The organism is Streptomyces spongiae (assembly GCF_009377185.1).
Classification (GTDB): Bacteria; Actinomycetota; Actinomycetes; order Streptomycetales; family Streptomycetaceae; genus Streptomyces; species Streptomyces spongiae.
This window is the reverse complement of the sequence record NZ_VJZC01000309.1, coordinates 1-11707: the sequence shown is the minus strand read 5'-3', so window position 1 is coordinate 11707 and position 11707 is coordinate 1. Positions and strand designations below refer to the sequence as shown.

General features: G+C 71.3%; 9 protein-coding genes. 5 read left to right on the top strand and 4 right to left on the bottom strand.

Annotation, left to right across the window (positions count from 1 at the left end):
* Window positions 1-516 precede the first annotated feature (516 nt).
* Complete coding sequence (locus tag FNH08_RS31600; protein ID WP_152774950.1) at window positions 517-1458, top strand: alpha/beta fold hydrolase; 942 nt, start codon at window positions 517-519, stop codon at window positions 1456-1458.
* A gap of 91 nt (window positions 1459-1549) precedes the next feature.
* Here FNH08_RS31600 and FNH08_RS31595 read toward each other — a convergent pair whose 3' ends face one another.
* From FNH08_RS31595 to FNH08_RS31585, 3 genes are all read right to left on the bottom strand, one after another.
* Window positions 1550-3154 (bottom strand): transporter, encoded by a 1605-nt coding sequence (locus FNH08_RS31595; protein ID WP_152774949.1) that lies wholly within the window; start codon window positions 3152-3154, stop codon window positions 1550-1552.
* On the bottom strand, window positions 3151-3939 hold the full coding sequence (locus tag FNH08_RS31590; RefSeq protein WP_152774948.1) for an ABC transporter ATP-binding protein: 789 nt from the start codon (window positions 3937-3939) through the stop codon (window positions 3151-3153). The genes FNH08_RS31595 and FNH08_RS31590 overlap by 4 nt, the downstream gene beginning before the upstream one ends.
* A 141-nt stretch (window positions 3940-4080) precedes the next feature.
* Window positions 4081-4740, bottom strand: coding sequence for a bifunctional DNA primase/polymerase (locus FNH08_RS31585; RefSeq protein ID WP_407704491.1), 660 nt, complete (start codon window positions 4738-4740; stop codon window positions 4081-4083).
* 318 nt (window positions 4741-5058) lie between these two features.
* Between FNH08_RS31585 and FNH08_RS31580 the strand changes: the two genes are divergently transcribed.
* Entirely contained in the window at window positions 5059-6441 is a 1383-nt protein-coding gene (locus FNH08_RS31580; RefSeq protein ID WP_152774946.1) for a transcriptional regulator, read from the top strand.
* A gap of 272 nt (window positions 6442-6713) precedes the next feature.
* A complete protein-coding gene (locus FNH08_RS31575) occupies window positions 6714-8510 on the top strand; it encodes a hypothetical protein (RefSeq protein WP_322725832.1) in 1797 nt (598 codons plus the stop codon).
* 57 nt (window positions 8511-8567) lie between these two features.
* On the opposite strand, the gene FNH08_RS31570 is transcribed toward FNH08_RS31575, so the two are convergent.
* Complete coding sequence (locus tag FNH08_RS31570) at window positions 8568-9893, bottom strand: ABC transporter substrate-binding protein (RefSeq protein WP_152774945.1); 1326 nt, start codon at window positions 9891-9893, stop codon at window positions 8568-8570.
* Between the two features lie 116 nt (window positions 9894-10009).
* Here FNH08_RS31570 and FNH08_RS31565 point away from each other — a divergent pair, with 116 nt between their 5' ends.
* Window positions 10010-10510 (top strand): SCO4402 family protein, encoded by a 501-nt coding sequence (locus FNH08_RS31565; protein ID WP_322725831.1) that lies wholly within the window; start codon window positions 10010-10012, stop codon window positions 10508-10510.
* A 139-nt stretch (window positions 10511-10649) separates the two neighbouring features.
* Window positions 10650-11534 carry a formyltetrahydrofolate deformylase gene (gene purU / locus FNH08_RS31560; RefSeq protein ID WP_152774943.1) on the top strand — a complete coding sequence of 295 codons (885 nt, stop codon included), beginning with the start codon at window positions 10650-10652 and terminating at the stop codon, window positions 11532-11534.
* Window positions 11535-11707 lie beyond the last annotated feature (173 nt).

Here is an 11707-nt window from a genome sequence, read left to right as displayed (position 1 = left end):
ATGATGTGCCGCTCGGACGTGGAGGGCCCCGGCGCCGTGTGGCGCCGGGGCCTGTCCTCCCCTGTGCTGACCCGGAGCCCCGAGCTCCCAGGGTCATCCCCTTCGGACCGATTTCCCCGAGCGGTCCGCCTCCCGCTGAAGATCTCCCCTCGGCGGCGGCGGGCAATCCTGGCGGAGGGTCACTCGAACGAGGGGTGTTGCCGTCAGAAACGGCACCTTCGAATACTTATTCGATAACCTGGGGGTCGTTACGGGGGTGAAGGAAGCGCACAGGGGAAGTAAGGAAGCGCTTCCGGGGAATGGTGTGCCGATATGTGCGCACGTGACGTATCGGGCGGGACGCACGCTGTAACAATCAGGGTCGGTTGTCACCGGCCTCGCGCAGAAGCAACACAACTTCAGCACCAACAGCAAGAGTAGGCAGTAGCAGGAGCAGCAGAACGACAGCCGTAGGACGAGTGGACCGGCCGGCTCGAAGCGGGAGCGAGCGGTCCGAGTGGAGCCTGGGGGGTGCCAATGGTGCGGCGTATCGACGTGACAGGAGCGGGCGGTGTACGTCTCGCTGCATGGGAGTTCGGGGACCCTCCCAAGACCGAGTCGCCCGGAACCGACCCTGTCGTGGGGTCCGGTTCACGGGACGGGACTCGGGGCGAGACGACCGACGAACCGGTCACCGGGGCCGCGCAGGCGCCCAGCGTGCTGTTATTGCACGGGCTGATGGGCCGCGCCTCGCACTGGGCGCCCACCGCCCGCTGGCTCTCCGAGCGGCGCCGGGCCGTCGCGCTCGACCAGCGCGGCCACGGCCAGAGCGCCAAACCGTCCCAGGCGGAGTACACCCGTGAGGCCTACGTAGACGACGTCGAGGCCGCTCTCGAACAGCTCGGGCTCGCCCCGGCCGTCCTCATCGGCCACGCCATGGGCGCGCTGACGGCCTGGCAGCTCGCCGCCAAGCGCCCGGACCTGGTGCGTGGCCTGATCATCTGCGACATGCGGGCCTCCGCGCTGGGCGCGGCCTCCCAGCGCGAGTGGGAGAACTGGTTCAAGGCGTGGCCGCTGCCCTTCGCCACACTCGCCGACGTCCGCAAGTGGTTCGGCGAGGACGATCCCTGGGTGGAGCGCCCCAACCCGTCCCGCGGGGAGTTCTACGCCGAGGTCATGCAGGAGTGCCCGGACGGCTGGCGTCCGGTCTTCGACCCCGACCAGATGCTCAAGAGCCGCGAGACCTGGGTGTACGACGCGCACTGGGAGGAGCTCGCGCAGGTGCAGTGCCCGGCCCTCGTCGTGCGCGGGCTCGACGGCGAGCTGGGCCGGGCGGAGTCCCAGGAGATGGTGCGGGTTCTGCCGAACGGGCAGTACGCGGAGGTCGCCGACGCGGGGCATCTTGTTCACTACGATCAGCCCGATGCGTGGCGCTCCGCTATTGAGCCGTTTCTGGATGGGTGCGGTTCGTTGGGGTAGCCGTGTGCGACAGCGCCGTTGAGCTTTGGGCTGTTTTCGGGGTGCGGGTTCGTTGTGGCTGGTCGCGCAGTTCCCCGCGCCCCTATCGGGGCTAGCCCTTGCTCACCGCCGTCAAGATCTCCGGGAGTTTCGCCGCCGTGCGTGGGGCCGACAGGCGGAGGCCCAGCAGGGTGATGCCCACGCCGTACGCGGTGCCCAGGGGCAGCAGGAGCCAGGTCCAGTCCTCGCCGTCCGCTGTGAGGTTGAGCCAGATGGTGAGGGCGATGACCGGGACGCACAGCAGGGCCGCCGCGATCATGCCGCCGAAGATCGAGAGAAAGGCGAGGCCCGTCTGTCCGGGGGCCACGTTCTTGTAGCCCTCCTGCGGGATGGAGTACGGGAAGCGGGCCGACGACCAGGCGCCGGTGGCCAGCATCGCGCCGAGCAGCGCGAAGGACAGGCCCAGTACCTCGGGCAGCGCGGGCCAGTCGCCGATCATCGCGGTCGTCACCACGGTCACGAACGTCGCGTACGGCAGGCTGATCACCAGCAGCGCGAGGGCGCGCCCGCGTAGCTCCACATACGCGTCCCGGGTCGACGAGATCGTCATCGCGACCATCCAGAACGCGGACGTGTCCTGCCCGAACTGGTTGTACATCAGGACCCCGAGCATCCCCGAGGCGAAGCACGCGAAGTAGATCGAGCCGGTGCCCTGAAGGGCGTTGAAGACGGGGAAGATCAGGCCGATCGCCAGCGAGGTCACCCACGCCGCCTTGGTCTTCGGATCGCGCCACACGTACCGCAGGCTGCGCTCCATGATCGTGCCGGTGCGGCCCGAGGGAAGGAACCGGCCCAGCCCCGCGGTCCGCGTACGGTCCCGTGCCGGTTCGGCGGCCTGGAGCGTGGACCCGTCCGGGGAGGTCATCAGCCGGGTCAGGCTGCGTGACCAGAGGAACAGCAGCCCGACCAACGCCAGGGCGCTCAGCGCGAGTCGGGCCGCCCCGACGCCGTACGACCCCTCGCTCACCGCGTCCACCGCGCCGACCGCCGACGCCGGCGGCACCCAGCCGAGCACGTCCGCGGCCGGGTCGAGCTGCCCGAGGCCGGCCGAACCCAGGCGCTGCATCCCGAAGTTGAGGACCTGGGTCCCGACCGCGATCACCAGACCGCTCAGCACGGCCAGGTCCCGGCCCCTGCGGCTGGTCAGCAGCCGGATGTTGGCCGCGGCCACGGCCCGCGCGAGGGCCACGCACACCAGCAGCCCCAGCGGGACGGCCAGGACCGAGACGGCGTACGCGGCCGTGCCGTGCGCCACCGCGACCACCGAGCCGACCAGCATGCACAGCGTGAACAGCGGCCCTATGCCCACCAGTGAGGCCACCAGCAGCGCCCGGACGAGCGGCCGCGGCCGCAGCGGCAGCATCACCAGCCGCGTCGGATCGAGGGTCTCGTCGCCGCTCGGGAAGAACAGCGGCATCACCGCCCAGCCGAGCGCCAGCACGGCCACCAGCGGCAAGGCCACGGACGCCGCGTGCGTGTTGCCCCGCAGCGCGATCAGCCCGATCAGCTGGAGCGCGGCGAACAGCAGGACGAGAACGGCGGAGGCGATGTACGCGGCCCGCCGCCCGGCCGACTGCCGCAGCCCGTTGCGCAGCAGCGACAGCTTCAGCCGTACGACGACGGGGGTGACCGAGGCTTCTCCGGTCGCCGTGCTCATCGCGCCCCGCCGCCCAGCCAGTCCAGGTTCGCCCCGGTGTCCCGCGCGTTCGCACCGACCAGTTCCAGGAACGCGTGCTGGAGCGAGGGCGCCTCGCCCCTCACCTCGCTGAGCGTGCCGTGCGCGCGGATGCGGCCCGCCGCCATGACGGCCACCCAGTCGCACAGCGACTCGACGAGCTCCATGACGTGGGACGAGAAGACGACGGTGGCGCCCGATGCCGTGTACCGCTCCAGGACACCCCGGATGGTCTGGGCCGACACCGGGTCGACGCCCTCGAACGGCTCGTCCAGGAACAGGACTTCGGGGTTGTGGAGGAGCGCCGCGGCGAGTCCGATCTTCTTGCGCATGCCCGTCGAGTAGTCGACGACGAGCTTGTGCTGGGCGCCCGCGAGGTCGAGGACGTCGAGGAGCTGGGTGGCACGCTTGTCGACCTCGGTGCCGGGCAGACCGCGCAACCTGCCCGTGTACGCCAGCAGTTCCCGCCCGGACAGCCGGTCGAACAGCCGCAGCCCCTCGGGCAACACACCGATCCGCGCCTTGACCTCCACCGGGTCCCGCCACACGTCGTGCCCGACGACCTCGACGGTGCCCTGGTCGGGCCGGAGCAGGCCGGTGACCATCGACAGGGTGGTGGTCTTCCCGGCCCCGTTCGGCCCGACCAGCCCGATGAAGCGCCCCGCGGGCAGCTCCAGATCGACCCCCGCGACGGCAGCCTGCTGCCCGAACCGCTTCCACAGCCCCCGCACCCGCACGGCGACCCCACCCACTGCGCCCTGAGTCATGCGTTCACGATACGAGGAGACAGCGTCATAGGGGTCCGCGCTACGGCCACGGCCGCGCCCCGTCAGGGGCGCGGGGAACTGCGCGAGCAACCACACACGGCCCGCAGCCGCGAAACCGACCAGCAGCCCCCACCCGGAGCGTTACCGCCGCCCATCCCTACCGCACGCATAAGCCAACGGAGAAACAAGCTCCTCCGCATCCGGCAACCACCGATTCGCGGGCGTAGGGCGGCGAGCCCACTGCACTGCCCCCCGAGACCCGTACCGAGTCGGCGGAGCCGCCACGTACGCGCCCTCACCCAGCGCCGTCAGGTCCAGGGACAGCGGCGACCAGCCCAGTTTCCGTACGAGATCGGGGATCTTCACCGACGCACCGGGCAGCACGAAGAACTGCATGCGCCGGTCCGGGGTCCAGGTCACCGGACCGAGCGTGAGGTCCATGCGCTCCATCCGGGCCAGCGCCAGCAACCCCGCGGTCTCGGGCACGTCGATCGCGTCGAACGTGTGCCCCGTCGGTAGCAGGATCGACGCGGTCGGCTGCTGGGACCACATCCGGCGCGCGACGGTCGCACTGCCCGTGGCCTGGGACTCCCAGTCCTCACGCGCCGGGTGTGCGCCGGGGACGGCGCACGTGGGCTGGCCGCAGGAGCACTGCTGCACCCCGTCGACGGCTTCCAGCCACGTACCCGGGCACACGTCCCAGTGGCGTTCTTCGGCGTAACGAACAGCGGCTTCCAGGAGCGATTCGCCGCGCTGCTGGGGAATTTGGGCAGCATCAGGGCCCGCGATGGTCTCTTCCACGATGAACACAACTCTAGCCGCCACCAGGGGTTACGGATGTCACATGCGCGGGGGAGGAGCACCGCTTCGGTGCCCGGGGCGCATGGGTGCACATCCGGGGGCGCGCAGGAGGAATGTCAGCGGGGCTGGGTAGCCACGTGTGGGGGGACGTTCAGCGGGTCCGGGGGTGTCTTTACCCCGGCAATCCTCGCATGCCTCGCATTGTCGCCATGTCGACGGGGCATTGATCTTCAAGGCCGGATCTTTTCGTGTCCCCGGTCGCTGAAGACACATCAACTCGGTGCGTGGGCAGGCACCGCATGCCACAGGGGGTACGCCATGGCCGCAAGGCCTCTCGTCGCCAGGCAGCCGAACGAACGACTGCAGGCGCTCATCCAGGAAGCCGGGTGCTCGAACGCGGGGCTGGCCCGGCGGGTGAACATGTGCGGCGCGGAACACGGTCTGGATCTGCGCTACGACAAGACGTCCGTGGCGCGCTGGCTGCGCGGACAGCAGCCGCGCGGGCGGGCGCCCGCCATCATCGCCGAGGCGCTCGGCCGCAAGCTGGGGCGTACGGTCACGATCGACGAGATCGGCATGGCCAACGGCAAGAACCTCGCCTCGGGCGTGGGCCTGCAGTTCTCGCCGACCGTGCTGGGCGCCATCGAGCAGGTCTGCGAGCTGTGGCGCAGCGACGTCGGCCGCCGGGACTTCCTCTCGGGCTCGTCGGTCGCCGCGTCCGCGCTGGTCGAGCCGAGCCGCGACTGGCTGATCTCCGCGCCCGACTCGCAGGTGTCGCGGTCGGCCGGGCCGCGGGTCGGGCAGTCCGACGTGGCCGCCGTGAAGGCGATGACCCAGGCCCTGGTGGACCTGGACCACCAGTACGGCAGCGGGCACGTGCGCCCGGTCGTCGTGCACTACCTCAACAGCGTGGTCTCCGGGCTGCTGGCGGGCTCGTACCGGGAGGTCGTCGGGCGCGAACTGTTCGCGTCGGTCGCGCGGTTGACGGAGCTCGCCGGTTACATGGCCGTCGACACCGGGCAGCCGGGCCTGGCCCAGCGCTACTACATCCAGGCGCTGCGGCTCGCGCAGGCCGCGGGCGACCGCGGGTACGGCGGGTACGTGCTGGCCGCGTCCATGAGCCACCTGGCGGCGCAGCTCGGGAACCCGAGGGAGATCGCGCAACTGGCGCGCGCGGCGCAGGAAGGGGCCCGGGGGCGTGTGACACCGCGCGCGGAGGCCATGTTCCACGCCGCCGAGGCGCGGGGGCACGCGCTGATGGGTGACGCGCGGGCGGCCCAGTTGTCGTCCGGGCGGGCGGTCACGGCCCTGGAGGCGGCCGATCCGGCGTCCGGGGACGATCCGGTGTGGATCGCGCACTTCGACGAGGCGTACCTGGCCGACGAGTTGGCGCACTGTCACCGTGACCTCGGGCAGGCCGAGGCGGCGGCGCGGTGTGCGCGGGAGTCCCTCGACGGGCACCCCGAGTCCCGCGCGCGGCGCCGTGCGATCGGTCTCGTGCTGCTCGCCACGGCGCAGGTGCAGCAGCGTGAGGTGGAGCAGGGCTGTCACACGGCGTCGCAGGCGGTCGACCTGCTCAGCACGCTGCGGTCCAACCGGGGCGCCGAGTATCTGGAGGACTTCCAGCAGCGGCTGGAGCCGTTCGCGGAGGAGCCGGTGGTGCGGGAGTTCGGGGCGCGGATGGAGTTGCAGGCCGCTTAGCTCCGCTGGTTGGGCCGTTTTCGGGGGGGGCGTCGTCCGGGCTTGGGGCTCGTTGCGGGGTGCGGGTTGTGTGTGGTTGCTCGCGCAGTTCCCCGCGCCCCTTTCAGGGGCGCTGTGCGCCCGATCGGAGCGCATGGGAGAGCCCTTTCGTTACACCTGCGGGCTCGGGAGGCTGCGTGACGTATCACGCCCCCTGCTGCGTGGCACCGTGTTCCGGCGACCCGGTAGCGTTAACCGATGATTCCGAAGGTCCCCCATTCGTAGGAGTCCCGGTGACGCAGAGTGGACAGGGCGAGGAGCCCTCGGCGCGGGTTCCGCGCGAAGGCATCGTGCTGCCCTCCGACGGCAGCGCGCCTCTCCTTCCCGGCGAGCAGCAGGCGGCACCGGCTTCCGGGCGGTCCTGGGACGAGCCGTGGGGCCCGGATCAGTCGGCGGCACCGGCCCCGCCGCCGGCCCAGCCGTGGTCCGCACCGGGACAGCAGCAGGCCGGGGCACCGGCCGCCGAGTGGGGCGACCAGAGCTGGGGCGCACCGCCGCAGCAGCCCCACCAGCAACCGCAGCAGCCGTACTCGCAACCACAGCAGCAGCCCTACTCCCAGCCGCAGCAGCAGTCCTACTCACAGCCGCGGCAGCAGTCCTACTCCCAGCCGCGGCAGCCCCACCAGCCGTACGCGCAGGCACCGCAACCACAGCCGCAGCACCAGCAGCCGTACGCGCAGGCGCCGCAGCCGCAGGCCCAGCCTCAGCCGCAGCCCTACCCCCAGGACGGTGCGCTGCCTCCCGAGGGCGCACAGCAGCCGTCGTACGGGGCCCCCGCGTACCCAGGACCCGGGCCCGAAGCGGCGGGAGCGCTGCCCCCGCAGGCGGGCGTGCTCGACCGGCAGTCGGGGAACCCGCTTCCGCCGCAGGACGGTCTGCCGCCGGCCGCGGCGCAGGGCGGCGCTCCGTTGCCGCTCGCGGGGCCCACCGGCCCGGCCGACGAGGGCGCCACCCAGTACATACCCCCGGTCGCCGCCCATCCCGGGGACGAGGCGGCGACCCAGTACATCCCGCCGGTCGGCCCGGGCGCCCTCCCGCCCGAGGTGTCCGGCACGTCCCAGGCATCCTCCGAGGAGACGCAGTACCTGGGGCACCTCTCCAGACCAGGCCCCGGCCCCATGCCCGCGGCGGCCCCCGGGAACCCCGATGCCGAGGCCACGCAGTACATCGCTCCCGTGCCTCCGCAGCCGTACGGGACGGGTGCGGGCCCCGGTGGAGCCGGGCCCAGGCCGGAGTCCGACGTCTTCGACAGCCTCTTCCGCAGCGAGCCGGGCGGTGAAGGGGCGGGGGCCACCCAGCAGATGCCCCGCTTCCAGCCCCCGCAGGGCGGGCAGCCCCCGCAGGCGCCCTACGGAGGCGCGGGGCGGGCCGCGGACCGGCATGACGGCGGCGGGCGGAGCCGTACGGGCTCCCGCGTCCCCCTCATCGCGGCCGTCGGCGTCGGTATCGCCGTTCTCGGCATCGGCGCGGGCGCCCTGCTCAGCCTCGGCGGGGGCGACGACAAGCAGAACGCGGACAACAAGCCCGTCGCGGCCGCCTCCGACGCCGCCGAGTCGCCGTCCGCGTCCGCCGACCCGGCCAAGGAGCAGGCCGTCGCCCTCGACAAGCTCCTCGCGGACAGCGGCGACAGCCGTAGCGCCGTGATCAACGCGGTGGCGGACATCAGGCGCTGCGACAACCTCGCCAAGGCCGCCACCGATCTGCGGGCCGCGGCCAAGCAGCGGGGCGACCTGGTCACGCGACTGTCCCAGCTCTCCGTCGACAAGCTGCCGGACAACGCCGCGCTGACCACCGCGCTCACCAACGCCTGGAAGGCATCCGCCTCCGCGGACAACCACTACGCCGCCTGGGCCGACCAGACCGGCAAGAAGAAGGGCTGCAGGAAGGGCCAGGCCCGCTCCACGCCCCAGACCCTGGCCGGCAACCGCGCCAGCGGCACGGCGAGCACCGAGAAGAACAAGGCCGCCAAGCTGTGGAACTCCATCGCGTCCACCTACGGACTCACCCAGCGCCAGCCCACACAGCTGTGAGGCCCGGTCGGCGGTGACGGCCGGCCGGACCCCGGTCTGCCTCAGGCCGGGGCGCTCTCAGCTCGTCGCGTTCTCCAGGGTCTTCAGCACGCTCACGAAGCCCTTCCGGGCGGCCACCAGCCGGCCCTTCCGGACGACCTGGAAGGTGACGTTCGCGTTGACCAGGCGCGCGAAGCCGCCGGGTGCGACGAGGTCGTCGAAGGGCCAGCTGAGAGGCGGCGTGAGGCCGCCGGTGGTGACCTTCATCCCCTGGTCGAGGGTCCGGCGTACGGTGCGCGCGCTCACCTCGCCGTCGCCCAGCTCCTCGACGACCGCCTTCAGCACGGTGTACGCGATCCACGTCGTCTGCACGCCCGGGTCCGCCGGATCGATCCGGTTGTCACCGAAGGCGTGCTTGCGGATCACCTTGTTCATCGTGTTCCAGCGCTTGTCGTTCTCCTCCGGGTACCAGCCGGTGACGTACGTCCCGTCGTACGTGCCGCCGGACCTGTCGATCAGCGACTGGTCGATGCTGCCGAGCACCCCGGCGGTGCGGACCCCCGGGTAGTCCTCGCGGGCGCGCCGGAAGGAGTCCATGAAGGTGTCGGTGCGGTCCCCGAGAGAGGGCACCACGCAGCCCTTCCGCGCGGGGTCGGCGGTGGCCTGCCGCAGCGCCTTGCGGGTCTGCTCCTCGTACTGGGTCGCGTCCTCGGCGGCCAGTTCGTCCGTGGAGGTCGCGTGCGGTCCGGTGCGCAGGCCGGCGTCGAGGAGCACCGGCATCGTGTCGCCGACGACCGAGTCGGGGCGTACGAGGACGACGGGGCCGCAGGACTTGGCGAGCTGTTCGCCGAGGCCGGCCAGGAGCGCGGGCTGACCGCCGTTCACGGGGAAGGACAGGGGGCTGGTGAACTCGTCGTCGGTGAGGCCGTAGCCGCCTATGTACGGGATGCCCGCGGCCTCCAGCGGGGAGAGATAGGACCGGCCGTGCTGGCTGTAGGAGCCGACGACCGCGACGGCGCCCTCGTCGACCGCGCGCTGGGCGCACTTCGCGGCGGCCACGGTGTCGTTCTTCTCGTTGCAGGTGAGGACGTTGAGCCTGCGGCCGTTGATGCCGCCCTGGGAGTTGACCCAGCGGGCGTACGCCTTGGCCATCGCCGGCATGCCGGGTTCGTTGGTGGCGGCGGTCTGCTCGGGCGCCCAGGTCATGACGGTGACGGGATCGTCCCCGGAACCCCCCGTGGTACCGGGGACGACACCGCAGCCGACGGCGAGTGACGCACAGGCCGCCAGCGCGCCCGCGGACAGTGCGACGGACCGCGCGCGGGGGCGGGTCCCTCTCACTGTGCTGCGGTCGGGCCGGTTACGGACGGGGAGGAAGAGGCGCGTGCGTCGCGTGCCGGTCATAGTGCGCACGATTTCGTCACACCACCAACCCACGCGTTCCGCCGAGTCAACAGAAGGTGGCGTGGAGGTGAATTGCGGGGGGTGATGGCCGCGTTTTAGGGAGGAAAGTACGATCAGTGACTGTGCATGACTCGGAGAACCCTTCCCGCCGCGGCCGTCGCTCATCCACCATGGGCGGCATGCCACTGAATGACATGCCGTGGTGGCGCTGGCGCAGCAATGTGCGCTCCGCGCTGCACATGCTCTCCGATCCGGTGTTCCAGCGGGACGTCTGGTTGGCCGGTGTCGACGGGTACGGGGACGTCACGGACGCCGTGTACCGGCTGGTCGAGGACACCTGGCTGGACAACTGGTCCGCCGAGAAGTACGTGGGCACGATCTTCCGCGACGAGCAGGAGGCGGCCCTGGTCGACACCGCCGTGCTGCGTGTGCTGCGGATCATGCACCAGGTGGGGCCGGACGCGCCAGTCTCCGCGTACCTCGACCATCCCGGGTGGCCGGAGGCGGTGCGGGCGACTCGGGAGGCGCATGTGTGTCTCTCGGCGAATGACGGGGAGGATCCGGAGGTTCCGCCGAAGACGCTTGAGGTTCTGCGGATCCTGACGCGGTCGGCGTGATCGCTCCTACGTACTCGCCGTAGGGGCTGCGGTCGTTTTCCGGCTGCGGGTTCGCTGTGGCTTGTCGCGCAGTTCCCCGCGCCCCTTTGGGGCTGCGCCCCTTACGGGGCGCCTCCTCGCGTGTGGGACCCTGTCCTGCATGAACGAGCAGTCCTCCCGAGCCGCGGCGCCGCGCTCCGACCAGTACGTCCTCACCCTCTCCTGCCCTGACAAGCAGGGAATCGTGCACGCCGTGTCGAGCTACCTCTTCATGACCGGCTGCAACATCGAGGACAGCCAGCAGTTCGGCGACCACGACACGGGTCTGTTCTTCATGCGGGTCCACTTCTCGGCCGAGGCCCCGGTGACCGTGGACAAGCTGCGGGCGAGCTTCGCGGCGATCGGTGACTCCTTCCACATGGACTGGCAGCTCCACCGGGCCGAGGACCGTATGCGGGTCGTCCTCATGGTGAGCAAGTTCGGGCACTGCCTGAACGACCTGCTGTTCCGCGCGCGGATCGGCGCGCTGCCGGTGGACATCGCGGCCGTGGTGTCCAACCACACGGACTTCGCCGAGCTCGTGGCCTCGTACGACATCCCGTTCCACCACATTCCGGTGACGAAGGACACGAAGGCGGACGCGGAGGCGCGGCTGCTGGAGATCGTGCGTGAGCGGGACGTCGAGCTGGTCGTCCTGGCCCGCTACATGCAGGTCCTCTCCGACGACCTGTGCAAGCAGCTCAGCGGCCGGATCATCAACATCCACCACTCCTTCCTGCCGAGCTTCAAGGGCGCGAAGCCGTACCACCAGGCGCATGCGCGCGGTGTGAAGCTCATCGGGGCTACGGCGCACTACGTCACCGCCGACCTCGACGAGGGCCCGATCATCGAGCAGGAGGTCGAGCGGGTCGGCCATGACGTGAACCCCGACCAGCTGGTGGCCATCGGCCGTGACGTCGAGTGCCAGGCGCTGGCCCGCGCGGTGAAGTGGCACGCCGAGCGGAGGATTCTGCTGAACGGGCGGCGGACGGTCGTTTTCGCCTAGGAGCTCGGGGGCTTCTGAGGGAGGGCGACTGGCGGTTTTCTGTGGCTGGTCGCGCAGTTCCCCGCGCCCCTGAAGGGGCGTCCACTGCACGTAACTCAAGGGGCGCGGGGCTGGGTTGAACATGCGGCTCCGCCGCGTGGGCGCGAGCAACCACGAACCACCCGCAGCCGCCC

What these genes read in the sequence shown, in the direction of transcription:
- FNH08_RS31590 (WP_152774948.1), bottom strand. Translation starts at nt 3,939, where the DNA reads ATGACTCAGGGCGCAGTGGGTGGGGTCGCCGTGCGGGTGCGGGGGCTG.
- FNH08_RS31600 (WP_152774950.1), top strand. Translation starts at nt 517, where the DNA reads ATGGTGCGGCGTATCGACGTGACAGGAGCGGGCGGTGTACGTCTCGCT.
- FNH08_RS31580 (WP_152774946.1), top strand. Translation starts at nt 5,059, where the DNA reads ATGGCCGCAAGGCCTCTCGTCGCCAGGCAGCCGAACGAACGACTGCAG.
- FNH08_RS31570 (WP_152774945.1), bottom strand. Translation starts at nt 9,893, where the DNA reads ATGACCGGCACGCGACGCACGCGCCTCTTCCTCCCCGTCCGTAACCGG.
- FNH08_RS31595 (WP_152774949.1), bottom strand. Translation starts at nt 3,154, where the DNA reads ATGAGCACGGCGACCGGAGAAGCCTCGGTCACCCCCGTCGTCGTACGG.
- purU (WP_152774943.1), top strand. Translation starts at nt 10,650, where the DNA reads ATGAACGAGCAGTCCTCCCGAGCCGCGGCGCCGCGCTCCGACCAGTAC.